Origin of the sequence: Microbacterium sp. HMH0099, from assembly GCF_049384025.1 — a bacterium.
Taxonomy (GTDB): Bacteria; Actinomycetota; Actinomycetes; order Actinomycetales; family Microbacteriaceae; genus Microbacterium.
Window position 1 is genome coordinate 1 of sequence record NZ_JBMRJR010000002.1, and the last position, 24946, is coordinate 24946.

General features: G+C 72.5%; 19 protein-coding genes. 6 read left to right on the forward strand and 13 right to left on the reverse strand.

What is annotated here, in order from left to right:
- Positions 1–215: 215 nt before the first annotated feature.
- The 6 genes from ACO03V_RS03785 to gatC all read right to left on the reverse strand — a co-directional run bounded on the left by ACO03V_RS03785 (position 216) and on the right by gatC (position 5936).
- Positions 216–812, reverse strand: a complete 597-nt coding sequence (locus ACO03V_RS03785; protein ID WP_367726659.1) for a hypothetical protein — start codon at positions 810–812, stop codon at positions 216–218.
- Positions 787–1107, reverse strand: coding sequence for a hypothetical protein (locus ACO03V_RS03790; RefSeq protein ID WP_367726658.1), 321 nt, complete (start codon positions 1105–1107; stop codon positions 787–789). Before ACO03V_RS03790 ends, ACO03V_RS03785 begins: the two co-directional genes overlap by 26 nt.
- 120 nt (positions 1108–1227) lie before the next feature.
- Positions 1228–2484 carry a DNA polymerase IV gene (locus tag ACO03V_RS03795; RefSeq protein WP_387054125.1) on the reverse strand — a complete coding sequence of 419 codons (1257 nt, stop codon included), beginning with the start codon at positions 2482–2484 and terminating at the stop codon, positions 1228–1230.
- Between the two features lie 118 nt (positions 2485–2602).
- Positions 2603–4120: an Asp-tRNA(Asn)/Glu-tRNA(Gln) amidotransferase subunit GatB gene (gene gatB / locus ACO03V_RS03800; RefSeq protein WP_367726656.1), complete on the reverse strand. Its 1518-nt coding sequence runs from the start codon at positions 4118–4120 to the stop codon at positions 2603–2605.
- A complete protein-coding gene (gatA, locus tag ACO03V_RS03805) occupies positions 4120–5640 on the reverse strand; it encodes an Asp-tRNA(Asn)/Glu-tRNA(Gln) amidotransferase subunit GatA (protein WP_367726655.1) in 1521 nt (506 codons plus the stop codon). Before gatA ends, gatB begins: the two co-directional genes overlap by 1 nt.
- Positions 5637–5936: an Asp-tRNA(Asn)/Glu-tRNA(Gln) amidotransferase subunit GatC gene (gene gatC, locus ACO03V_RS03810; protein ID WP_367726654.1), complete on the reverse strand. Its 300-nt coding sequence runs from the start codon at positions 5934–5936 to the stop codon at positions 5637–5639. Before gatC ends, gatA begins: the two co-directional genes overlap by 4 nt.
- Before the next feature lie 167 nt (positions 5937–6103).
- Here gatC and ACO03V_RS03815 point away from each other — a divergent pair, with 167 nt between their 5' ends.
- Positions 6104–7792 carry a long-chain-fatty-acid--CoA ligase gene (locus ACO03V_RS03815; protein WP_423136677.1) on the forward strand — a complete coding sequence of 563 codons (1689 nt, stop codon included), beginning with the start codon at positions 6104–6106 and terminating at the stop codon, positions 7790–7792.
- An 87-nt stretch (positions 7793–7879) separates the two neighbouring features.
- Positions 7880–8377, forward strand: a complete 498-nt coding sequence (locus ACO03V_RS03820; RefSeq protein ID WP_367726652.1) for a hypothetical protein — start codon at positions 7880–7882, stop codon at positions 8375–8377.
- Between the two features lie 50 nt (positions 8378–8427).
- Here the strand turns inward: ACO03V_RS03820 and ligA are convergent, their stop codons facing one another.
- The 3 genes from ligA to ACO03V_RS03835 all read right to left on the reverse strand — a co-directional run bounded on the left by ligA (position 8428) and on the right by ACO03V_RS03835 (position 13357).
- Positions 8428–10863, reverse strand: coding sequence for an NAD-dependent DNA ligase LigA (gene ligA, locus ACO03V_RS03825; protein ID WP_423136678.1), 2436 nt, complete (start codon positions 10861–10863; stop codon positions 8428–8430).
- A gap of 96 nt (positions 10864–10959) precedes the next feature.
- A complete protein-coding gene (gene mnmA, locus ACO03V_RS03830) occupies positions 10960–12057 on the reverse strand; it encodes a tRNA 2-thiouridine(34) synthase MnmA (RefSeq protein WP_423136679.1) in 1098 nt (365 codons plus the stop codon).
- Positions 12058–12184: 127 nt separating this feature from the next.
- Positions 12185–13357 carry a cysteine desulfurase family protein gene (locus ACO03V_RS03835; protein WP_423137116.1) on the reverse strand — a complete coding sequence of 391 codons (1173 nt, stop codon included), beginning with the start codon at positions 13355–13357 and terminating at the stop codon, positions 12185–12187.
- A gap of 49 nt (positions 13358–13406) precedes the next feature.
- Between ACO03V_RS03835 and glgX the strand changes: the two genes are divergently transcribed.
- The 3 genes from glgX (at position 13407) to glgB (ending at position 19853) form a co-directional block, all read left to right on the forward strand.
- Positions 13407–15488 carry a glycogen debranching protein GlgX gene (glgX, locus tag ACO03V_RS03840; RefSeq protein ID WP_423136680.1) on the forward strand — a complete coding sequence of 694 codons (2082 nt, stop codon included), beginning with the start codon at positions 13407–13409 and terminating at the stop codon, positions 15486–15488.
- Between the two features lie 259 nt (positions 15489–15747).
- Positions 15748–17715, forward strand: a complete 1968-nt coding sequence (locus ACO03V_RS03845) for a maltotransferase domain-containing protein (RefSeq protein WP_423137117.1) — start codon at positions 15748–15750, stop codon at positions 17713–17715.
- Positions 17712–19853, forward strand: a complete 2142-nt coding sequence (gene glgB / locus ACO03V_RS03850) for a 1,4-alpha-glucan branching protein GlgB (protein WP_423136681.1) — start codon at positions 17712–17714, stop codon at positions 19851–19853. Before ACO03V_RS03845 ends, glgB begins: the two co-directional genes overlap by 4 nt.
- 56 nt (positions 19854–19909) lie before the next feature.
- On the opposite strand, the gene ACO03V_RS03855 is transcribed toward glgB, so the two are convergent.
- Positions 19910–20845 (reverse strand): tetratricopeptide repeat protein, encoded by a 936-nt coding sequence (locus ACO03V_RS03855; RefSeq protein WP_423136682.1) that lies wholly within the window; start codon positions 20843–20845, stop codon positions 19910–19912.
- Positions 20842–22668 carry a glycosyl transferase gene (locus ACO03V_RS03860; RefSeq protein WP_423136683.1) on the reverse strand — a complete coding sequence of 609 codons (1827 nt, stop codon included), beginning with the start codon at positions 22666–22668 and terminating at the stop codon, positions 20842–20844. Before ACO03V_RS03860 ends, ACO03V_RS03855 begins: the two co-directional genes overlap by 4 nt.
- A gap of 175 nt (positions 22669–22843) precedes the next feature.
- Here ACO03V_RS03860 and ACO03V_RS03865 point away from each other — a divergent pair, with 175 nt between their 5' ends.
- Entirely contained in the window at positions 22844–23920 is a 1077-nt protein-coding gene (locus ACO03V_RS03865) for an AI-2E family transporter (RefSeq protein WP_367726645.1), read from the forward strand.
- An 8-nt stretch (positions 23921–23928) separates the two neighbouring features.
- Here the strand turns inward: ACO03V_RS03865 and ACO03V_RS03870 are convergent, their stop codons facing one another.
- Both ACO03V_RS03870 and ACO03V_RS03875 read right to left on the reverse strand, forming a co-directional pair.
- On the reverse strand, positions 23929–24651 hold the full coding sequence (locus ACO03V_RS03870; protein WP_423136684.1) for an alpha/beta hydrolase: 723 nt from the start codon (positions 24649–24651) through the stop codon (positions 23929–23931).
- Positions 24651–24938 (reverse strand): hypothetical protein, encoded by a 288-nt coding sequence (locus ACO03V_RS03875; RefSeq protein ID WP_423136685.1) that lies wholly within the window; start codon positions 24936–24938, stop codon positions 24651–24653. The genes ACO03V_RS03870 and ACO03V_RS03875 overlap by 1 nt, the downstream gene beginning before the upstream one ends.
- Positions 24939–24946 lie beyond the last annotated feature (8 nt).

Genomic DNA, 24946 nt, shown 5'->3' on the forward strand with positions numbered 1-24946 from the left:
CGCCGACCCGCGTCGGGGGAGGGAGGGGATGCGGCCTGAGGAGGTGGCATCCAGGCCCCGGGATCCTCCCGCCGCGACATCTCCTCCCTCGGCCGACGCCGACCCGCGTCGGGGGAGGGAGGGGATGCGGCCTGAGGAGGTGGCATCCAGGCCCCGGGATCCTCCCGCCGCGATATCTCCTCCCCCGGCTGACGCCGACCTCACGAGCGCCGTGGTCAGGGCACCTCGATGACGAGGGAGGCGAGGGATGCCGGCGCGTGCGCCGCGATGTGGGCGTCCTCCTGCGCGGCCCAGCGGTCCCAGTGCGGACGGTACGTGTCCCCGTCGCGGTCCAGCCCCCGTCGCCGGCGGACGGCGGTCGGCGCGTCCACCCAGACGGTGACGTCGCCCAGCGGCGCCGAGGCTGAGGTGAGAACCCCCGCCCCCTCGACGATGAGCGGCAGCGCCGGATCGACCGCGTGGGCCTCGGCGCGCGCGTCGGCCTCCCAGTCCCAGCGCTCCCAGATCCCGATGAGCCCCTTCGCGTGCGGGACGAGGACCTGGGCGCGCGCGTACTCGGCGCCGTCGACGAGGCCGTCCCATCCGGGGTAGAGGTCGTCGAGGGCGACGAGCTGCACACGACCCGGCCGCGGCCAGGCCGCGACGATCCGGCGGGCCAGCGAGGACTTGCCCGCCCCGCTCCGACCGTCGACCAGGACGACGGGATTGGCGGCCCCCACCGCCCGCACACGCGCGAGCACCGCGCCGACGGCCTGCGTCAACGCGGTGTCGACGGGGTCTGCGGCGTTACTTCTTGAGGGCGCGGATGACACGGCTGAGCGCGCGACCGGCGACCCACACGAACGGGACGCCGACGGCCAGGAGCGACACGATGTTGGGCTCGAAGCGCAGGTCGTCGCCGCGGCGGACGTACGCGCCGAGCGGCAGGGTGTAGCCGCCGCCCCCGCCGCCGCCGTTGCCCTGCTCGTCGGACCCGCCGCCGAAGCCCGCCCAGGTCAGCGCGACCGGGACGATGCGCACACCGTCGACGTCCTGCTGCTCGCCGTAGGCGGCGGTGACGCCGAAGCTGGTGGACTGCTTGCCGAGTTCCAATGCGATGTTGGGCATGGACTCACCGTACCGGCCGGTCCCCGCCCGGCACAGGGGGTTCCGTCGCCCGCACCGGCGACCCCTGAGCCGCGCCAGGCGGTTCCGCGCCGGTCACCGTACGCCGCCGGACGGCGCCGGTCAGTGGTCGTACGACGGTCGCGGGTTGGTCGGCAGGGCTCCGCCGCCCCGGGACGGCCCGAGAAGCGAGCCCCGCGTCACGGCTCCGCGGCCGAACCGCTCGGTCGCGCCATCGAGCGCTCCCTCGACCCGCCGCCATTCCGCGTCGTCGTCCCAGAGGGTCGCCGCCACCGACACCGGCCGCAGCTTCTCGCCCCGCACGCCGACCAGGCGCACCGCCTGCCGGCGGTCGATGCCGTCGAACAGCTCGATCGCCGCATCGCCGATGCGCTGCCCCACCGACGTCGGCTCGCGGAGCGTCCGCGACCGGCTGATCGTCGTGAAATCCGAGAACCGGACCTTGATGGAGATCGTCGAGGCCTCGTAGTCCTGCTTACGCAGGCGGGCTCCCACGCGATCGGCGAGACGGCGCAGCTCGACGTGGAGGGTGCTCGTGTCGGAGATGTCGGCGTGGAACGTCTCCTCGTGTCCGACGCTCTTCTCCGACCGCCCCGTGTGGACCTCGCGGGCGTCGATCCCCCGCGCCAGGTGCCAGATGCGCTCCCCCATCGCCGATCCCAGCACCTGATCGAGCGCATGCCGCGGAGTGTCGATGACGTCGGAGATGAGCCGGATGCCACGGGACTCCAGCGCCTCGGCCGCCTTCGGCCCGACGCCCCAGAGGGCGCGCACGGAGCGGGGGCGGAGGAACCGGTCGGTGTTCGCCGCCGAGACGATGAGCAGACCGTCGGGCTTGGAGATGGTCGAGGCCATCTTGGCGACGTGCTTGGTCGCGGCCACGCCGATGCTGCACGTCAGCCCGGTCTCGGCCTGGACGCGCGCGCGGAGGTCGCGCGCGATGGTCCCCGGGCTGCCCCAGAGACGACGGGCGCCGCGCACGTCCAGGAATGCCTCGTCGATCGAGAGCGGCTCGACCAGGGGGGTCACCGACTCGAAGATCGCCATCACCTGCCGCGACATCTCCGTGTAGCGGGAGTACGGCGGGTTCACGACGATCGCCGTGGGGCACAGCCGCAGCGCGATCGCCACCGGCATCGCCGACTTCACCCCGTACCGCCGCGCCTCGTAAGACGCGCTCGACACGACGCCGCGCCCCTCGGACCCGCCGATGATGAGCGGCTTGCCCGCGAGGGAGGGATCGTCCAGCACGGCCACGGACGCGAAGAAGGCGTCCATATCGACGTGCAGGATGCCGGTGCCGGTGTCGTCGGCGCCGGGCGGCGACACGAGCCGCCCTGTCCCGTCACCCCGACCCATGGCATCCATTCTCCCCCGGGCCTCCGACATCGGCCCGGACACCGGCGAGAGGGGCGGGAACGACGGATGCCACGGCCCCCGGCCGCGTAACGGCGGGGGTCGTGGCATCCGGGGTCGGCTACTGGGCGGCGGCGCGCTCCAGCACGAGCTCGCGCACGCGCGCGGCGTCGGCCTGGCCCTTCATGGCCTTCATGACCGCGCCGATGACGGCACCGGCGGCCTGCACCTTGCCGTCGCGAATCTTCGCGAGGACGTCCGGCTGGGCCGCGAGGGCCTCGTCGATGGCCGCGATGAGCGCCCCGTCGTCGGACACGACGGCGAGACCGCGCGCGTCGACGACCTCCTGCGGGGTGCCCTCGCCGGCGATGACGCCCTCGAGCACCTGGCGCGCGAGCTTGTCGGTCAGCGTGCCCGCGTCGACGAGCTTCTGCAGCGCGGCGACGTTCTCGGGCGAGACGAGGCCGGCGGCATCCCGTTCCTGCGCGTTCGCGACGCGGGTGATCTCGCCCGTCCACCACTTCCGGGCGGCGGCGGGGGCGGCCCCGGCCGCGATGGTGTCGGCGACCGCGTCGAGCAGGCCGCCGTTGGCGACGTCCTGGAACTCCAGGTCGGTGAAGCCCCACTCGCCCTTCAGACGGCGACGACGCGCGGCCGGCGGCTCGGGGAGCGCGGCGCGCAGCTCCTCGATCAGCGAAGGCGCCGGGACGACCGGCAGCAGGTCGGGCTCGGGGAAGTAGCGGTAGTCGTCGGCATCCGACTTCGGGCGCCCCGGGGAGGTGCGACCGGTGTCCTCGTGCCAGTGGCGCGTCTCCTGCGTGATGGTGCCGCCCTTGGCGAGGATGGCGGCCTGACGCTGGATCTCGTACCGGACCGCCCGCTCGACCGACCGCATCGAGTTGACGTTCTTCGTCTCGGTGCGCGTGCCCAGCTTCTCCTGGCCGCGGGGGCGGAGCGAGACATTGGCGTCGCAGCGCAGGTTGCCGCGCTCCAGGCGGGCCTCCGAGATGCCGAGGGCGCGCACGATGTCGCGGATCGTCGCGACGTACGCCTTCGCCAGCGCCGGTGCGGAGTGCTCCGCGCCGAAGATCGGCTTGGTGACGATCTCGACCAGCGGGACGCCCGCGCGGTTGTAGTCGACGAGCGAGTACTCCGCGCCCTGGATGCGACCCGTCGAACCCCCCATGTGGGTGAGCTTGCCGGCGTCCTCCTCCATGTGGGCGCGCTCGATCGGCACGGTGACGATGGTGCCGTCCTCGAGCTCGACCTCGACGGAGCCCTCGAAGGCGATCGGCTCGTCGTACTGCGAGATCTGGTAGTTCTTGCCGAGGTCGGGGTAGAAGTAGTTCTTCCGCGCGAACCGGCTCGACGGCGCGATCGAGCAACCGAGCGCGAGGCCCAGGCTGATCGAGGAGCGGATCGCCTCCTGGTTCACGACCGGCAGGGCGCCCGGGAGTCCCATGTCGACCGGCGCGACGAGGGTGTTCGGCTCGGCGCCGTGGTGCGCCTCGTTCGCGGGATTGGGCGCGGCCGAGAACATCTTGGTCGCGGTGTTCAGCTCGACGTGCACCTCGAAGCCGAGGACGGGCTCGAACATCTCGAGCGCCTCGTCGAAGTCCATCAGGGCGTCTTTCGCCATCAGCGCGTCGCTCCGTTCGTGAGAGAGGGGGCCTTGTCCAGCAGGGGCCCGCCCCACTGGTCCACCAGCAGGGCCTCGAGCGCCGCGCCGACCCGGTAGAGACGCGCGTCCTCCCGGGCGGGAGCGAGGAACTGGATGCCGACGGGCAGGCCGTCCTCCTCGGCGAGGCCGCTGGGGATGGAGATGCCCGGCACCCCGGCGAGGTTCGCCGGGATGGTGGTGACGTCGTTGAGGTACATCTGCAGCGGATCGTCGATCTTCTCGCCGAGACGGAAGGCCGTGGTCGGCGCGGAGGGCGTCGCGATGACGTCGACCTCCGCGAAGGCCGCGTCGAAGTCCTGCTGGATGAGCGTCCGGACCTTCTGCGCGCTGCCGTAGTAGGCGTCGTAGTACCCGGCCGACAGCGCATAGGTGCCGAGGATGATGCGGCGCTTGACCTCGGGACCGAAACCGGCGTCGCGCGTGGCGGCCATGACGTTCTCGACCGTCGGGGCGCCCTGCGGCGTCACACGGAGGCCGAAGCGGACGGAGTCGAACTTCGCCAGGTTGCTCGAGGCCTCGGCCGGCAGGATCAGGTAGTAGGCGGCGACGCCGTACTCGAAGTGCGGAGCGCTGATGTCGACGATCTCCGCGCCCTGCGCCTCCATGGCCGCGAGCGACGCGCGGAACGAGTCGGAGACGCCCTTCTGGAAGCCGCGGTCATCGAGCTCGCGGATGACGCCGACCTTCAGCCCCTTCAGCACCGCGCCGGTCGCGCCCTCGCGCGCGGCGGCGGCGAACGACGGCCAAGAGTCCGACAGCGACGTGGAGTCGTGCGGGTCGTGCCCGCCGATGACGTCGTGGAGGAGCCCGGCGTCGAGGACGGTGCGCGTGACCGGTCCGACCTGATCGAGGCTGGATGCCAGGGCGATCGCCCCGTATCGGCTCACGCCGCCGTAGGTGGGCTTGACGCCGACCGTGCCGGTGACATGGGCCGGCTGACGGATCGACCCGCCCGTGTCCGAGCCGAGCGCCAGCGGCGCCTCGAACGCGGCGACGGCGGCGGCCGAGCCTCCGCCGGAGCCGCCCGGGATGCGGTCGAGGTCCCACGGGTTGCGGGTGGGACCGTACGCCGAGAACTCGGTCGACGATCCCATGGCGAACTCGTCCATGTTGGTCTTGCCGAGCGGGACGAGACCGGCGGCGCGGGAGCGCGCCACCACGGTCGCGTCGTACGGCGACATGTAACCCTCGAGGATCTTGGATCCGCTGGTCGAGGGCATGTCGGTGGTGACGAGCACGTCCTTGACCGCGAGGGGCACGCCGGCGAGCTCGCCGAGCTGCTCCCCCGCCGCACGGCGACGGTCGATGTCGGCGGCGACCTCGAGGGCGTGGTCGCTGACGTGCAGGAACGCGTGGACGTCGCCGTCGACCGCGGCGATGCGGTCGAGGTGGGCCTGCGTGGCCTCCACGCTCGACACGTCGGACGCGGTCAGGGCGGCCGCGAGTTCGGCGGCGGTGAGGCGGGTGAGGTCGGTCACTGCTCTTCTCCCAGGATCGCGGTCACGCGGAACCGGCCGTCGGCCTGATCCGGCGCGTTCTGCAGCGCCTGCTCGCGCGTGAGCGTGTCGCCCACGACATCGGGGCGGAAGACGTTCTCGAGCGGGATCGGGTGGCTCGTCGCGACGACGTCGGGGGTGGCCACCTCCGACACCTTGGCGATGTTGTCGACGATGGCATCCAGCTGGCCGGTGAGGCTCTGGACCTCCTCGTCGCTCAACTGGATCCGGGCGAGCACACCGAGATGGCGCACGAGATCAGGGGTGATTTCAGACACCCGGCAAGTCTAGTTCGCGCGCGGCAGCGCGCCGGGACGCGCCCCGGGACGCGACGGCGCACGCCGCCGGCCGTCGGCGTGCGGTCGGGCGAACGGACGGCGAACAGGTGCGGACGACACGCGCGGGGCCCGGCCGGGCCGCGGAGGGTCCGCCCTAGGCTGACGGAGTGACGAGCTTCGATCCGCCGCGCCCCTGGACCAGCAGCTACGCCGACGGCGTCCCCGTCGACCTCGACGAGCAGACCGGTTCGCTCCTCGACATCGTCGACGCCTCCGCCCGGGACTACCCGGACGCTCCCGCGCTGGAGTTCTTCGGCCGGGAGACCAGCTACACCGCCCTGTCGGAGCAGATCGCGCGCGCCGCGGCGGCTCTCGCGGCGCACGGCGTCCGCGCCGGCGACCCGGTGGCCCTCGTCCTGCCGAACTGCCCGCAGCACATCGTCGCCTTCTACGCGATCCTGCGCCTGGGCGCCGTCGTCGTCGAGCACAACCCGCTCTACACCGCGCGCGAGCTGCGGAAGCAGTTCGAGGACCACGGCGCGAAGCACGCCGTCGTGTGGAGCAAGGTCGTCGCGACGGTGCAGGACTTCCCCGCCGACCTCCGGCTGCGCACGCTCGTCTCCGTCGACGTGACCCGGGCCATGCCGCTGCGCACGCGGCTGGCGCTCCGCCTGCCCGTCGCGAAGGCGCGCGAGGCCCGCGCCGCACTCACGGAGCCGACGTCGGGAGCCGTCGCCTGGGAGGACCTGGTGGGCCACGATCCTCTCCCGGCGACGCACCCCCGTCCCGTCGCGTCCGACCTCGCGATCATCCAGTACACGAGCGGGACGACGGGCGCGCCGAAGGGGGCGATGCTGACGCACGCGAACCTGCTGGCGAACGCCGCGCAGGCGCGCGCGTGGACGCCGTCGATCGTGCGCGGCCAGGGATGCGTCGTGTACGCCGTGCTGCCGATGTTCCACGCGTACGGACTGACGCTGTGCCTCACCTTCGCGATGTCGATGGGCGCGCGCCTCGTGCTCTTCCCCAAGTTCGACCCGGACCTCGTGCTGGCCGTGACCAAGCGGCATCCGGCCACCCTCCTGCCGCTGGTCCCGCCCATCGCCGAACGCCTCCTGGCCGCCGCGCGCGAGAAGGGCGTCTCGCTCGAGGGCACGCAGGTGGCGATCTCGGGAGCCATGGCCCTGCCCCACGAGGTCGTCGTGCCGTTCGAGGCCGCGACCGGCGGGTACCTGGTCGAGGGGTACGGCCTGAGCGAGTGCTCGCCCGTCCTCATGGCCAACCCCGTCGCCGACAACCGCGTCCCGGGCACGGTCGGACTGCCTCTGCCGGGCACCGAATGCCGCGTCGTGGACCCGGAGGACCCGCGCATCGACGTCGAGCCCGGCGCCCGCGGCGAGCTGCTCGTACGCGGGCCGCAGGTGTTCTCGGGTTACTACGGCAAGCCCGACGAGACCGAGGCCGTCTTCGTCGACGGATGGTTCCGGACCGGTGACATCGTGACGATCGACGACGGCGGGTTCGTCCGCGTCGTCGATCGCATCAAGGAGCTGATCATCACGGGCGGTTTCAACGTCGCCCCGACCGAGGTCGAGAACGTCCTGCGGCAGCACCCCGGCGTCGCGGACGTCGCGGTCGTCGGACTCCCCAGCGAGCACTCCGGCGAGGAGGTCGTCGCGGCGGTCGTGCCCTCGACCCCGGGCGAGCTGGACGTCGAGGCGGTGCGGACGTTCGCGCGCGGCATCCTGACCCCGTACAAGGTGCCGCGGCGCATCGTGCTCGTCGACGAGCTGCCGCGGTCGCTCATCGGCAAGGTGCAGCGCCGCCAGGTGCGGGAGAGCCTCGCGCGCAGCTGAGCGCGGTGCACGGCCGGCGGGCGCATTCTCGCTACGGTGGAGGCACCGGGCCGCCTCGGGACCCGGCCATCACCAGTGGGGACTCACATGACCACCATGCGCACGCCGCTCGCTCTCATCGCCGCCTCGGCCCTGCTTCTGCTCACCGGGTGCACCGGCGGCGGGTCGCCGTCGACCGCCTCGGAGACGAGCGACGCACCCTCCTCGACGCCCACCGCGGTCGCCGAGACCGAGAGCGCGGAGACGACCGCGCCGGAAGGCGGGCAGTCCAAGGACGACGCCTGCCAGATCATCATCACGTCGTTCACCGACGTCTCGCAGGCCAGCAGCGACATCGCCACGTCGGACCCGGAGACGGCGATCGCGACGTTCAAGACGCTCGCCGACAAGGTCGAGACCGACTTCGCGCAGATCACCAACGCCGAGGTCGCACCGCTGGCCCAGGAGGCCAGCACCCAGCTCCAGGAGTACGTGACCTTCCTCGACGGCGTCCTCGCCGACCCGAACACCGCGAGCGGCCTGGGCGACCAGATCACCGCACTGCAGGACAGCTTCACCCAGGCCGGGACCGCCTGCGAGGGCTGAGCCGGACGACCACGAAAGGGCGGGGCGATGCCCCGCCCTTTCTCGTGCGCTCAGCTATCGCTGTCGTCCGCGGGCGTGATCGCCTCGGATGCGTCCGCGTCCGCGCCGTCGTCGAGCGCCGCGGGGCCCTTCTCGACGAGGACACGGAACTGGGCGGCATCCAGGATCCGCAGGCCCAGCTCCTCGGCCTTCGCGAGCTTCGACCCGGCGCCGGGACCGGCCGCGACGAAGTCCGTCTTCTTGGACACGCTCGAGGCCGCCTTGCCGCCGGCGGCGATGATGGCCTCCTGCGCGCCCTCACGGGTGTAGCCGTCGAGCGACCCGGTCGCCACGACCGTCAGACCTGCGAGCACGCCGCCCGCTGCGGCCGCCGCCCCGGGACCGGGGTGGCCCGGGATGGCGAAGCGCACTCCCGCGGCCTGCCACCGGTCCACGATCTCGCGGTGCCAATCGACCTCGAACCAGTCGATGACCGCGTCGGCGATGATCCCGCCCACACCCTCGACGGACGCGAGCTCGTCGCGCGAGGCCGCCCGGATGGCATCGAGGGATCCGAACCACTGCGCCAGCGCGCGTGCGGCGACGGGGCCGACGTGGCGGATGTTCAGGGACACCAGCAGACGCCAGAGGTCCTTCGTCTTCGCCTTCTCGAGCTCGGCGACGAGCTTGGTCGCCTGCTCGGACGGCCGCACCTCGCGGAAGTCCTTGCGGATGCCGCGGCGACGGCGCTCCGCCGCGTCGAGGTCCTCGGTGCCGGGCGGGTACGTCGCCGGGCCGAGCTTCTGGAAGGGGGTGCGGCGCACGAGCTCGCCGGTGTCGGGGTCGACCTTGCGCTCCCCCGTCTCGGCGTCGCGGACGACGACCTCGATCGGGACGAGCTGCTCGACGGTGAGGTCGAACAGGCCCGCCTCGGTGTCCAGCGGCGGGCGCTCCGGGACCTCGGGCTGCGTGAGGGCGGCTGCGGTGACCTCGCCGAGCGCCTCGACGTCGAGCGCTCCGCGCGAGCCGATGTGCTCGACGCGGCCCCGCACCTGCGCGGGGCAGGACCGCGCATTCGGGCAGCGCAGGTCGATGTCGCCCTCCTTCGCGGGCCGGAGGGGGGTGCCGCACTCGGGGCAGTCCGCGGGCATGACGAACGCCCGCTCCGTGCCGTCGCGCAGCTCCACCACGGGCCCCAGTACCTCGGGGATGACGTCGCCGGCCTTGCGGAGCACGACCGTGTCGCCGATGAGGACGCCCTTGACCTTCACGACGTCCTGATTGTGCAGGGTCGCCTGACGCACGACGCTGCCGGCCACGCGGGCGGGCTCCATCACGGCGAACGGGGTGGCGCGGCCGGTCCGGCCGACCGACACGACGATGTCGAGCAGCCGCGTGTTGACCTGCTCGGGCGGGTACTTGTAGGCGATGGCCCAGCGGGGCGCCCGGCTGGTCGCGCCGAGCTCGTCGTGGAGCGCGAGCTCGTCGATCTTGACGACGACCCCGTCGATCTCGTGCTCGACGTCGTGGCGATGCTCGCCGTAATGGGCGACGAAGGCGAGCACGCCGTCGACGGACGGCTCGACCTTGTAGTACGGCGAGGTAGGCAGTCCCCAGGATGCCAGCAGCTCGTACACCTCGCTCTGTGCGGCGACCGGCGGGTCGGGCCAGGCGCCGATGCCGTGCACGTACAGCGCGAGGGCGGCGATGCGCGCGCGGCCGGCCTCGAGCTCGAGCCCCGACTTCTTCTCGATCTGCTGCCGCAGCCCGCCGCTGGCCGCGTTGCGCGGGTTGGCGAACGCGGGGAAGCGCCGCGCCGCCGCCAGCTCCGCCTTCTCCTCGTCGAACCCCCGGCCGCCGCGGCGCCCGGACGCGCGCTCCCGCGCCTCGGCGACCGCGCGCTCGCGGTACTCGCCCTGCAGGCGGTTGAGGTTCTCAAACGCCGCGACGGGGATGAACACCTCGCCGCGCACCTCCACGAGCGCGGGGTGCCCCTCGCCGGCGAGCTCGCGCGGGATCCCGGCGACGCGCAGCGCGTTCTCGGTCACGATCTCGCCCACGCGCCCGTCGCCGCGGGTCGCCGCCGACGTGAGCACGCCGTTCTCGTAGCGCAGGCTGATGGCCAGTCCGTCGATCTTCAGCTCGCTCAGCCACGACACCGGGCGGCCCGCCGCGTTCTGCGCCTTGACCGCCCAGTCCCTCAGCTCGTCGGGCGAGAACACGTTGTCGAGGCTGAGCATGCGCTCGGCGTGCTCGATGGTCGCGAGGTCCGTGGTCTCGGCGGCGCCCACGGACTGGGTCGGGCTGTCCTGGCCCTGCAGCTCCGGGTAGAGACGCTCGATGGCCTCGAGCCGGTGCATCCAGCCGTCGTACGTCGCGTCGTCGACGACCTCGGCGTCGCGCCCGTAGTACGCCTCGCGGGCGTCGGTGATCCGCCGGGTCAGGTCTCGCGCCTCGTCGCGCGCCTGGTCGAGGGTCAGGTCGGGAAGCTGGTCGTGCTCACTCACGGGTCAAGCTTAGGGAGGGGTCCCGACATGCCCGCGGGGGTTGCCGGACGTCCGCTGTCGCGCGGGGGCGTGCGGGGCGCGAGGCGGAACGCCGTCTCAGGCGTCGACCGGCACGGCCGAGACGGTCCGGTCGATCGTGAACTGCCCGAGCACGCGCGTGCCCGCGTAGAGCACCGCGGTCTGTCCCGGGGCGACGCCGTCGAACGGCGTCTCCGGCCGGACGGTCAGGATGCCGTCGGCGATCTCGGCGACGGCCGGCACGGGGTCGGCGTGCGCACGGATCTGCACGTCGCACGCGAACCGCGCGGCAGCGGGCGCCCGCCCGGCCCAGGTGAACCGCTCCCCCGCGATCTCGGCGCACGCGAGCGCCTCTTTCGGGCCGACGACCACGGTGTTGCTGACCGGTCGCACCTCCAGGACGAAGCGCGGCTTGCCGTCCGCGGCCGGGACGCCCAGCTGCAGTCCGCGCCGCTGACCGACCGTGAAGGCGTGCGCGCCCTCGTGACTGCCGATCACGGCGCCGGTGCGGTCGAGGATCTCGCCGCGCTCCGCGCCCACCTTGTCGGCGAGCCAGCCGCGGGTGTCGCCGTCCGGGATGAAGCAGATGTCGTGACTGTCGGGCTTCTGCGCGACGGTGAGACCGCGTGCGGCGGCCTCCTGGCGAACCAGCGCCTTCGACGGGGTGATGCCCAGGGGGAAGTAGGTGTGGGCCAGCTGGTCGGCGGTCAGCACGCCGAGGACGTAGGACTGGTCCTTCGCGTTGTCGGACGCGCGATGCAGCTCGCGCCCGTCCGGACCGTCCACGAGGGTGGCGTAGTGGCCGGTGCACACGGCGTCGAAGCCGAGCTCGATCGCCCGCTCCAGCAGCGCGGCGAACTTGATCTTCTCGTTGCACCGCATGCAGGGGTTCGGGGTGCGTCCGGCACGGTACTCGGCGACGAAGTCCTCGATGACGTCGTCGCGGAACCGCTCCGAGAAGTCCCACACGTAGAAGGGGATGCCGAGGCGATCGGCGGCCCGGCGGGCGTCCATCGAGTCCTCGATCGTGCAGCACCCGCGACTGCCGGCGCGCAGCGTCCCGCCCGCGCGCGACAGGGCCAGGTGCACGCCGACGACGTCGTGCCCGGCCTCGACCGCGCGCGCCGCCGCCACCGCGGAGTCCACGCCTCCGCTCATCGCCGCCAGAACTCGCATCGTCCCAGTCTACGAACCCTCCCCTGACCGGGCGCCGGGACCGGCGCGCCGGGTCGGGCCCGGCACCGGGACGGCACGGTCCCCGGCGGGTCGGGCCCCGCACCGGAACAGCCCGGGCCCCGGCGGGTCAGGCCCGGGCGCCGGAGGCGACCGCGCGCGCGTACGCCGACGGCAGCCGCTCCAGGAGCCGGTCGACATCCGCCGCGGTCGTGGTCCGTCCGAGGCTGAACCGCAGCACCGACCGCGCGGCGCGCTCGTCCAGGCCGAGCGCGAGCACGACGAGCGAGGGCTCCGCCACGCCCGCCTGGCAGGCCGAGCCGGTGGACACCGCGATGCGCTCCATGTCGAGCAGGAACAGCAGCGTCTCGCCGGCGGCATCCGGGAACAGCAGATGCGCGTTTCCGGGCAGCCGGTCGTCCGGGTCGCCGAGCAGACGGGCGGCCGGCACGGACGAATGGATGCCGCTCACCAGGCGGTCCCGCAGTGCCCGCACCCGCTGCGTCTCGGTGTCGCGTTCGCGTTCCGTCGCGACGGCGGCGGCGGCGAAGGCGGCCGCGCCGGCGACGTCCTGGGTGCCGGCGCGCAGCGCGCGCTGCTGACCGCCGCCGTGCACGAGCGCCGTGACCCGCGCGTGGCGGGAGACGACGGCCGCGCCCACGCCGACCGGGCCGCCGACCTTGTGGGCGGACACCGACATCACCGCGAGACCGCCGGCATCCGACCCCGGGCCGCGCCAGGCGGAGAAGTCGACGGGGACCTGCCCGAGCGCCGACACCGCGTCGAGGTGGAGCGGCACGCCGGCCGCGGCGGCCGCAGCCGAGAGGGCGGGGGCGTCCTGCAGCGTCCCGACCTCGTTGTTCGCCACCAGCGCCGTCGCCATCGCCGCGCCGGGCAGCGCCGCGCCGAACGCGGCGGCATCGATGCGCCCGCGGGCGTCGAGGGGGACGTCGCGGACCCGCGCGCCCTGCGTCGCCGCGAGCCACGACACGACGTCCAGCGTCGCGTGATGCTCGCCGTCGGGGAGGACGATCGCGTCGTCGGCGGCATCCCTCGCCCACCACAGCCCCTTCAGGCCCAGATTCGCCGCCTCCGTGCCTCCGGAGGTCAGCACCACCTCGATAGGCTGGCAGCCGAGCACGCCGGCGAGCTGTTCCCGGGCGTCCTCGAGGAGGCGACGCGCCTCCTGACCGGCGCCGTGGATGGAGGACGGGTTGCCGATCACGTCGTGAGCGGCGAGCCAGGCGTCCCGCGCCTCGGGCCGCAGAGGCGTCGTCGCGGCGTGATCGAGGTAGACCCGCATCTCCGGCCTCCCGTGCGTCGCGCTCATCTGCCTTCACTACCCTAGGCGCATGGTCCGCCCCGAGCTCCTGTCCCCGCCGCGCTCCGGCCTGCTCTCCGCCGCGTTCGACGACCTCGGCGTCCGGCCCGGTCCCGACGGCGGCACGCTGCGCGTCTGGTCGGCGCACGCGGAGGCGATGCAGCTGCTGATCTTCGACGACGTCGACCTCGACTGGGCGATCGAGACCGTGCCGATGGACGCGGTCGGCGGCGGGGTGTTCGCGGCATCCAGTCCCCTCCTCCGTCCCGGCGCGCGCTACGCCGTCCGCGTCGCCGGGCCGCACGGGCCGGGCAACACCTTCAACCCGCAGTCCCTGCTCATCGAGCCCTACTCGCGCGGGCTCGTCGTCGGCGGGTTCGGCGACTGGCGCTCCGTCGTCGTCGACGGCGGGTTCGACTGGGGCGGCTCGACGAAGCCGGCCGTGCCGCTGGACCGCACCATACTCTACGAGGGGCACGTCAAGGGGATGACGAAGCGTCACCCGCACGTGCCGCCGGCGCTCCACGGCACCTACGCCGGCCTCGCGCACCCCGCGATGATCGAGCACTTCCTCTCGCTCGGGGTCACCAGCATCGAGCTCCTCCCCGTGCACGCCTTCGCCACCGAGCCGCGGCTGCTGCACCTGGGCCTGAGCAATTACTGGGGCTACAACTCGCTGAACTTCTTCACGCCGCACGCGCCGTACGCCACGGCCGCGAGCCGCGCCGAGGGACCCGAGGCCGTGCTGCGGGAGTTCAAGGGCATGGTGAAGCTGCTGCACGAGGCCGGACTCGAGGTGATCCTCGACGTCGTGTACAACCACACGGCGGAGGAGGGCATCGGCGGTCCGCGCACGAGCCTGCGGGGCATCGACAACCGTTCCTACTACCGGCAGACCGCCGAGGGCGCCTACATCGACGAGACCGGCTGCGGCAACGCGGTGAACACCTCGACGGACGCCGCCGCCCGTCTCGTGCTCGACTCCCTGCGCTACTGGTCCGAGGAGGTGCAGATCGACGGCTTCCGCTTCGACCTGGCCGTCACGCTCGGCCGGGACGAGCGGCACTCGTTCCAGCCCGATCACCCGCTGCTGACCGCGATCCGCGAGGATCCCGCGCTGGCCCGGGTCAAGAAGATCGCCGAGCCCTGGGACGTCGGCATGGGCGGGTGGCAGACCGGGAACTTCGGCGACGGCTGGCTGGAGTGGAACGATCGCTACCGCGACCGGGTGCGCAATTTCTGGCTGAGCGACATCGACTACGCCCGCCGCGCCGAGCACGCCCCCGTCGGCGTCGGCGGCTTCGCCACGAGGCTGGCGGGCTCGTCGAACACCTTCTCCGACGAGCGCGGCCCGCTCGCCAGCGTCAACTTCGTCACCGCGCACGACGGGTTCACCCTCCGCGACCTCGTGTCCTACGACGTCAAGCACAACCTCGGCAACGGCGAGCAGAACCGCGACGGCGCCGACACGAACCGGTCCTTCAACCACGGCGCGGAGGGCGCGACGGACGACGAGCGCGTCCTCGCCGCCCGTCGCAAGGCGATGCGCAACCTGATGGGGACCCTGCTGCTGTCCGCGGGCGTGCCGATGATCACCGCGGGCGACGAGTCCGGACGGACCCAGCGCGGCAACAACAACGCCTACTGCCACGACTCGGCGCTCACCTGGCTGTCGTGGGAGCACGCCCCGTGGCAGCAGGACCTCTTCGCGCACACGCAGCGGCTCCTGCGGCTGCGCCGCGAGAACCCGGCCCTGCGTCCCGTGCGCTTCGCGCGGCAGGGCGAGCGCATCCCGTCGGCCACCGTCATGGAGTGGTTCGACGAGAACGGTGCGACCATGTCGAGCGACGGCTGGACCGACCCCTCCCACCGCACCGTGCAGTGGGTGGCGAGCTCCACGCCGGAGGTCGAGGAGGCCAACCGCATCCTTCTCATCGTCCACGGCGACGAGAACCCCACGGAGGTCACCCTCCCCGGGATCCCGGATGCCACCGCGTACGTGTCCCTGTGGTCCAGCGCCGACGAGCGCCCGGACGACCGCACGCCGCGGTTCGCGCCCGGCGACGTCGTCGCGGTGCCCGGCACCTCCATGCGGTTGTTCCGCGTCGAGTAGGCGGGACGGCGGCGCGCCCCGGTGCGCCGGCCGGGGTCGATCGTTCGCGACTCCGTCCGTCGCGGCCGGTCGCTTCGGTCTCCGCGCGTCGTGTGTCAAGGTCCGTTCCCGGCCCCGGCCGCGCCGGTAGGTTCGGACCGTGGCCCTCACGACGACGACACCCACGCCCGACCGTCCCTGGCGCAGCGCCGCCGCGATCCCCGTCCGTCCGGCGCGGGCGACGCCGACAGCGAAGGGCGTCGCGACACCGCGGATCCCCATCGCGGAGCCGCACCCGAGCGTCCCCGGCGGTCGCTTCCGGCCGTCGGCGTTCGTCGGGGAGGCGGTGCCGTTCACCGTCACCGCGTTTCGGGAGGGACACGACCGCATCGGCGTGCACGTCCGGCTCTTCTCGCCCTCCGGCGACGAGTCGCTGCACCGCCTGTCGCCCCTGAACGACGGGTTCGACCGCTGGTCGGTCCTCGTGGCCCCGCTCGAGCAGGGCGTGTGGCGCTTCCGCTTCGAGGCGTTCGCCGACGACTTCGCCACCTGGCAGCACGCCGCCGAGGTCAAGATCGCGGCGGGCGTCGACGCGCCGCTCATGCGCGAGATGGGCGCCCAGCTCTTCGACCGCGCCCGGGCCGACCGGCGCCGGCCGGCGGAGGACAAGCAGATCCTCGAGGCCGCGGCACGCCGCCTGCGGGACCCGGAGGTGCACGACGACGAGGCTCTGCACATCGTCGAGGACGACGCGATCGCCGCCCTCTTCGCCGCACGGCCGGTCGCGACGCTCGTCACGGTCGGACGCGACGCCGAGATGCTCGTCGAGCGCGAGCGCGCCGGCGTCGGAGCCTGGTACGAGTTCTTCCCGCGCTCCGAGGGTGCGACCCGCGCCGAGGACGGCTCCGTGGTGAGCGGGTCGTTCCGCACGGCCGTGGACCGCCTGCCCGCCGTCGCCGACATGGGCTTCGACGTGCTGTACCTCCCGCCGATCCACCCCATCGGCGAGAGCAACCGCAAGGGCCCGAACAACACGCTGGTCGTCGAGCCCGGCGACCCCGGCTCCCCGTGGGCGATCGGCGGTCCGGCCGGCGGCCACGACACCGTCCACCCGGATCTCGGGACGCTCGAGGACTTCCGCGCGTTCGTGGCGGCGGCGCGGGACAACGACATCGAGGTCGCCCTCGACCTGGCGCTGCAGGCCTCCCCCGACCACCCCTGGGTCACGGAGCACCCCGAGTGGTTCACGACCCTGCCCGACGGTTCCATCGCCTACGCCGAGAACCCGCCGAAGAAGTACCAGGACATCTACCCGGTCAACTTCGACAACGACCCCGAGGGCATCCGCGCCGAGGTGCTGCGCATCGTGCGCCACTGGATCGCCCAGGGCGTGCGCATCTTCCGCGTCGACAACCCGCACACCAAGCCGCTGCAGTTCTGGGAGTGGCTGATCGCGACCGTCAGCGCCGAGGACCCCGACGTCGTGTTCCTCGCCGAGGCGTTCACGCGCCCCGCGCCGCTGCAGGGGCTCGCGATGGCCGGCTTCCAGCAGAGCTACACGTACTTCACGTGGCGGAACACCAAGGAGGAGCTCGAGGAGTTCCTCTCCGGCCTGGCCCACGACACCGCCGACTTCCTGCGTCCGAACCTCTTCGTCAACACCCCGGACATCCTCACGGAGTACCTGCAGTTCGGCGGTCGCCCGGCCTACAAGATCCGCGCGGCCCTCGCGGCGACGGCGGCCCCGACCTACGGCGTCTACGCCGGTTACGAGCTGTACGAGAACGTCGCGCGGCCGGGGTCCGAGGAGAACATCGACAACGAGAAGTACGAGTACAAGTTCCGCGACTGGGAGGGCGCCGAGGCCGCCGGCGACTCCCTCGCCCCGTACCTCCGCCTGCTCAACCGCATCCGCCGCGATTACCCGGCGCTGCGTCAGCTGCGCAACCTGTCTGTGCACTGGAGCGACGACGACGCGGTCCTCGTCTTCTCCAAGCACCTGGATGCCGCCCTCTCGCCGACCGGTGAGAGCGACACCATCCTGGTGGTCGTCAACGTCGACCCGCACTCCGCGCGGCAGACGACCGTCCACCTGGACACCACGGTGTGGGGCGTCGAGCCCGGCACCCCGTACGACGTCGAGGACCTCGTCACCGGACAGGTCTGGACCTGGGCGGACCACAACTTCGTGCGCCTCGACGCGTACAGCGAGCCCGTGCACATCCTGCACGTGAAGGAGGCCCGATGACCACCCTCTCCCCCGACCTGCTCGACGCCGTCGCCCACGGGTCCCACCACGACCCCCACAGCGTCCTGGGCGCCCACCCGACCGCGAACGGCTGGGTCGTGCGCACCCGCCGTCCGCTCGCCCGCACGGTCGTCGTCGAGACGGCATCCGGCGAGACGCTCGCCCTGGAGCACGTTCGTGCCGGGATCTGGGAGGGACTCTCCGCCGAGGCTCCCGGTGCCTACGTCGTCCGCGCCGCGTACGACGACGGCGCGGAGCACACCGCCGACGACGCCTACCGCCACACGCCCTCGCTCGGGGAGCTGGACCTCCACCTCATCGTCGAGGGACGCCACGAGGAGCTTTGGCGCGTCCTCGGCGCGCACGTGCGCGAGCTCGACGGGTCGACCGGCACCGCGTTCACGGTCTGGGCGCCCAACGCGCGCGCCGTCCGCGTGATCGGCGACTTCAACGGCTGGGACGGCACCGGCACCGCGATGCGCTCCATGGGAGGCAGCGGCGTCTGGGAGGTGTTCGTCCCGGACATCGGCGTCGGAACGCGGTACAAGTTCGAGATCCTCACCCGCGCAGGTGCCTGGATCCAGAAGGCCGACCCGATGGCGCGCCTGGCCGAGGTGCCGCCGGCGACCGCGTCCGTGGTCACCGCGTCCGACTACCGCTGGGATGACGACGCCTGGGTGCAGCGACGCTCGCAGACCGCGCCGCTGGACCGCCCGATGTCCATCTACGAGCTGCACCTGGGCTCGTGGCGCCCGGGGCTCTCCTACCGCGACGCGGCGGACGAGATCATCGAGTACGTCGGCGCGCAGGGCTTCACGCACGTCGAGTTCCTGCCGCTCGCGGAGCACCCGTTCGGCGGCTCCTGGGGCTACCAGGTCTCCGGCTACTACGCGCCCACCAGCCGCTTCGGCTCCCCCGACGAGCTGCGCTACCTCATCGACCGTCTGCACCAGGCCGACATCGGCGTGATCATGGACTGGGTCCCCGGCCACTTCCCCAAGGACGAGTTCGCCCTCGCCCGTTTCGACGGTGAGGCGCTGTACGAGCACCCGGACCCGCGGCGCGGCGAGCACAAGGACTGGGGCACGCTCATCTTCGACTACGGCCGCAACGAGGTGCGCAACTTCCTCGTCGCGAACGCCCTGTACTGGTTCGAGGAGTTCCACGTCGACGGACTGAGAGTGGATGCCGTGGCATCCATGCTCTATCTCGATTACTCCCGCAACGACGGGGAGTGGGCGCCGAACCAGTTCGGCGGACGGGAGAACCTGGAGGCGATCCGGTTCCTGCAGGAGGTCAACGCGACCGCCTACAAGCGCTACCCCGGCATCGCGATGATCGCCGAGGAGTCCACGAGCTTCCCCGGCGTGACCGCGCCCACCTCGCACGCCGGCCTCGGCTTCGGGTTCAAGTGGAACATGGGCTGGATGAACGACTCGCTGCAGTACATCGGGCGCGACCCGATGTACCGCTCGCACCACGAGGGCGAGCTGGCGTTCTCGTTCGTCTACGCGTTCAGCGAGAACTTCATCCTGCCGATCAGTCACGACGAGGTCGTGCACGGCAAGGGCTCCCTGTTCGGCCGCATGCCGGGCGACCACTGGCAGAAGCTCGCGAACATGCGCGCGTTCCTGGCCTACATGTGGGCGCACCCGGGCAAGCAGCTGCTGTTCATGGGCCAGGAGTTCGGCCAGATGTCCGAGTGGTCCGAGGCTCGCGGCCTCGACTGGTGGATGCTGGAGCAGCCCTCGCACGCGCAGCTGCAGGCGTTCGTCGCCGAGCTCAACCGCGTCTACCGGGCCCAGGCCCCGCTGTGGTCGCGCGACCACGACGGCGCCGCGTTCTCGCGACTGGGCGCGCCGGCCTGGAACCCCAACGTCCTGGCCTTCGCCCGACGCGACCACCACGGCAACACCGTCGCGGCCGTCTGCAACTTCTCCGGCACGCCGCTGAACGACTTCCCGCTCGACCTGCCCGAGGCGGGGACATGGACCGAGGTCCTCAACAGCGACGCCGAGGCCTTCGGCGGCTCGGGCCAGGGCAACCTGGGGTCCATCACCACCGACGCCCGCGGCAGCGCGGTCCTCACCCTGCCGCCGCTGGGCGTGCTCTGGCTGCAGCACGGCGCCGGCGCCTGACGCGCCGAGCATGACGAAGGCCCCGACCATCCGGTCGGGGCCTTCGTCCTGCGTTCTCAGAACAGCAGCGAGGCCAGTCGCGACCGGGCGCGGATGACGCGGGCGTCCTCGTCTCCGACGAGGCCGAACAGCTCCAGCAGGCGCTCGCGCACCGGCGCGCGCTCGTCGGCGGGCAGCGCGGCGAACAGCTCCAGCAGACGGCCGAAGGCGTCGTCGACGTGGCCGCCGCTGAGGTCGAGGTCGGCGACGAGGAACTGCGCCTCCGGGTCGAGGGGGGCGGCGGCCGCGGCCGCCCGTGCGGCGGTGAGGTCCGCGCCCTGGACGCGCGCGAGCAGCCGGACCTGTCCGAGGCCGGCGCGGGCGTCGGCGTCACGGGGGTTCTCCGCGAGGGCGCGCTCGTAGGCGTCGGCCGCGCGGGCGTAGTCGCCCTCCTCGATGGCCGCGAACGCCTCGGCGTGCAGCGGCGGCAGCGGAGCCTCGGCGGCGTCCTCGTCCACGGGCGCACCCTCGACCGGGACGACGCCCGTGACGCCGTTCTGCGCGGCGACCTGGAGCAGCTGGGCGAAGACGTCGCGCACCTGCTGCTCCGGGACGACGCCGGTGAACAGCGGCACCGGCTGACCGCCCACGAGCGCGACGACCATGGGGATCGACTGCGCGCGGAAGCCCTGGGCGAGCTGCGGATTGGCATCCACGTCCACCTTGGCGAGGACGAGGCGCCCGCCGAGCTCGACGACGACCTTCTCGAGCACGGGGCTCAGCTGCTTGCAGGGCTCGCACCATTCGGCCCAGAGGTCCACGACCACCGGCACGGTGCGCGAGAGCTCGAGCACCTGGCCGAAGGAGGCGTCCGTGGCGTCGAACACGAGGGAGGAGGCCGCACCCGCGGCCGCGGCCTCGGCGGGGGCGGCAGGCGTCTGCGGCCGGTTGCGGAGCGACGACAGGTCGACGGCGCCGCGCATGACGGAACCGGGGGCGGCGGGGTTGCTCACGGAGTCACCTTCGCTTCGAGGAGGCTGGAACGGTATCCGAGGAGACGGATCTTCTCATCCGACCCCTGACTGGGGACGTAGAAGAAGATCTGGTCGGAGTAGGTCGTGGTGAATCCTGTCGCGGACTGGTCGACCCCCGTGAGGGCCTTGACCGCCGGGTTGTTGTCCAGCTTGATGACCGCGTCGGAGTTGGTCGACCGCGCAGTATCGCTCTCGAGGACGTTCACCGCGACGATGGCGCCCGTGTCGAGGGTCGCGAGGGCGATCGGCGCCGCCGTGCCCGCGCTCGCGGTGAACGTCAGCTCACCGGTCCCGGAGGCGGTCTGTGCGAACTCCTCGGTGCGCGTCCGCTTGTTCTCCGCGATGGCCGGGAGGAGCAGGTCGTTCGCGGTGTCGAACTGCGACCAGTAGGCGCTGTTCTCGCCGTTGTTGATGAGATCGGCGTAGGCGGCAGCCACCTGATCGGGACGCAGCACCAGGAACGACGAGTCCGGCGGCACCTGCGTCGCCCCCACGTAGGCCGCGGCGAGCTCGGGGAGGTTCGTGGACGCCTCGAGGTTGCCCACGTAGGAGGCCTTGTAGTCGGCCCAGGGGTCCTCCTGGGTCATCATCATGATCGTGGTCGCGGGAGCCGCGGCATCCTGAGATTCCACCACCGCCATGACGGACCGGGGCCAGCCGCCGATCGTCTGCGGCAGGACGATCTGCACCGGCTCCGCCGGGATCGACGCGAGGGCGGGGCGATCGGGCAGGGCCGCCCGCAGGGTGTAGTTGGTCTCGCGCTCGGCGAGGGCCGACCCAGTCAGACGGGTCTCCGCCACGGCGGGGTCGAGCGACGCGTCGGCCTCGGACACCGCCTGCGAGATCCGGGCGACGATGCGCTTGGCCTGCTCCTCGGTCACCGCCGGCGGGAACTGCCCCTCCGGGACGATGACGGTCGGGGTCGGGCTGGGCGTCTCGCTCGCGGCCAGCTGGGGCCACGCATCCGCCGAGCAGCCGGCGAACAGCACCGCGGACAGGCCCAGTGCGGGGACCGCGACGAGGGCACGGCGCCCGGCGCCGAGCACCCCGCGGCCGCGGCCGGACGCACGACGGCCGGGTGTGGAGCTGACCACGCCCTTGTCGGCGGCATCCAGGTCGACGGTCGAGATCGGCTCGGTCACCGGGAGCGGCAGCCCCTTGCGGCGCGGACGACGCTGCCGGCGCACGTGCCGGATGCCGAGGAAGTACAGGACGATGCCGATCAGCAGCGCGATCGAGCCGCCCACGATGAGCGGTCCCGCCCACGGGGTGGAGTCGTCGACCGGCCACGTGACCGAGATCGTGGACGGCGCGGGCGCGACGCCGTCGGAGGCGATGAGGACGCTCATGTTCGCGGGGAGCTGGAGCGTCGTGGCGAGCGAGCCGTCCTGCTGGAACTCGTCCAGCCACAGGTCCGAGCCCACGGGGGTCCGGGGCGTCGCGGACTCCTCGGAGCCGGATGCCGCGGACGCGTCGGCCGTCGGCTCGACGGTCGAGGTCTGCGCGCGTCCCTCCGCGTCGAGCGTGACGGCGGTGTACTCCGTGTCGGAGAGCCAGGCGCGGACGTCGTCCGTGCGGCCGTAGGCGGCGAAGACCTGGCCGTCGCCCTCGATGCGGAGCGTCTGCGCACCGGGCAGGGCGCCGAGGACCGTTCCGTCCACGAGGGTGTAGGCGGTCGTGGCATCCGTCTGCACGGTCTGCGCGGCCTCCGACGGGCCCTGGAAGACGGTGCGCTGGGCGATGCCCGCACCGATCATGACGGCGGCGATGACGAACGCCACCACGGCCCAGACGAATCGCACGCTACACACCATCCCCACCGGCGGCTCGGGCGGCCACCGAAGAATCGACGTTTCAGACTATCCGAGGGTGTCTGAAAGTTCCCACCGAGGCCCGTCGCTGTCCTCTCGCGCCGCCTGGCGTCAGTATCCTGACCGGACGGGCGCGTGCGCACCCGGACGAAGCGGAGTGCACAGCATGAAGATCCACAACCCGTTCCGGGTCGCCCTGTTGGCCACGCTCGGCGTCGGCGTCGGCCTCCTGCTGATCGGCAGCGTCCAGAGCCTGTCGACGATCCTCCTCTACGTCGGCACGGCCCTGTTCCTCTCCCTCGGCCTGGACCCGGTGGTGTCCTTCCTCGAGCGCCGCGGGCTCCCCCGCTGGGCGGCGGTCCTGCTCACCATCGTCGCCGTGCTCGGCATCTTCGCCGGCATCATCCTCATGATCGTGCCGATCATCGTCAGCCAGATCAGCCAGCTCGTCGTCGAGGTGGAGCAGCTCCTGCAGCCCGAACGGTGGAATCAGACGGTCGCGGACGTGGAGGCGTGGGCCTCGGCGACGTTCCCCTGGCTCCAGATCGACGAGGTGTGGAACGGGATCCAGGAGTGGTTCCGCTCCCTGGACCTCGGCTCCGTGTCGACCATGGTGGGCAACAGCCTGCTGACCTTCGGCGGGGCCGTGGCCGCCGGCCTCGGCGGGGCGTTCATCGTCCTGATCCTGACCATCTACTTCACCGCGTCGACGCCGTCGCTCAAGTCGGCGGTCTACCAGTTGGTGCCGGCGTCCAAGCGCGCGCGCTTCATCGAGCTGGCCGAGAAGATCACCGACTCCGTCGGCTACTACGTCATGGGCCAGGTGAGCCTCGGCGTGATCAACGGCATCCTGAGCGCCATCTTCCTCAGCATCATCGGCGCCCCGTTCCCCGCGGTGCTGGCCGTCATCGCCTTCTTCTTCTCGCTCATCCCCCTCGTGGGGACGCTCACGGGATCGACGATCATCGTGCTGACGTGCCTCATCCCCGGGCTCGGGACACCCACGTGGGCGATCCTCGCCGCGGCGATCTACTACCTCGTCTACATGCAGGTCGAGGCGTACGTGCTGGCGCCGCGCATCATGAACCGGGCGGTGTCCGTGCCGGGATCGGTCGTCGTGATCTCCGCGCTCGCGGGCGGCGCGCTGCTGAACCTGCTCGGCGCGCTCATCGCCATCCCGGTGGCCGCGAGCATCCTCATCATCTACCGCGAGGTCGTCATCCCGCGGCAGAACGAGCGCTGACGCCGGGCTCAGCCGGCGACGGGTCCATCCCACTCGGTCGGCAGCGGAAGCGCCTCCGGGGCGACGGCCGCGACGATCTCGGTGAGCACGCGGCGGGTCTGCGTCTCGCCGACCCACAGGTGCTTGCCGCCGTCGACGGCGATCAGGGTGGCATCCGGAACCGACGCGAAACGCTCGCGCGCCTCGGCCGGACGCAGGTAGTCGTCGAACTCGGGGACGAGGATCACCATGCGGCGCGGGTCGCCGGCCCAGGCTGCGACCTCCTCGGCCGTGGCGCGGTGCAGCGGCGGCGAGAGCAGGATGACGCCGTCGACGTCGTGGTCGCGGCCGTACTTCAGCGCGAGCTCGGTGCCGAAGGACCAGCCGACCAGCCACGGGCGGGGCAGGCCGCGCTCGCGCGCGAAGTCCACCGCCGCGGCGACGTCGAACGCCTCGGACGCCCCGCCGTCAAACGCGCCCTCGCTCGTCCCCCGGGGAGAGGTCGTCCCCCGGGTGTTGAAGCGGAGCACCGCCAGGTCGGCGAGGGCCGGCAGGCGCCCCGCGGCCTTGCGCAGGATGTGCGAGTCCATGAACCCGCCCGCGGTGGGCAGCGGGTGCAGGGTCACCAGCGTGGCGACCGGCGGACGCTCGGCGGGCAGGGCGAGCTCACCGACGAGGGTGAGGCCGTCGAGGGTCTCCAGCTCGATGTCCTCCCGCCGCGCGGGCAGCAGGACGGGTCCGCGTATCTCCATCAGGCGATCCTCCAGCAGTGCGTGTGCCAATGTCTGCGCGCCGCCAGGTCGGCGGCATCCCCCAGGACCCCGTCCGCGCGCCACACCACCACGTGGGCGACGCCGATGCCGACGGTACGTCCGCACCCGGGGCAGATGTACTCCTTCTGCGCCTGCGGGGCCGAGATCGGCTGCACCGTCCACTCGCCACCGCGCCGCGTCTCGGTGCGCTTCCAGCCGGCGATCAGACGGTCCAGCGAGTCGTCCCCCCGATCGGGCGAAGGCCGGCGCTTACGGGACCGGGGCATGGATGCCG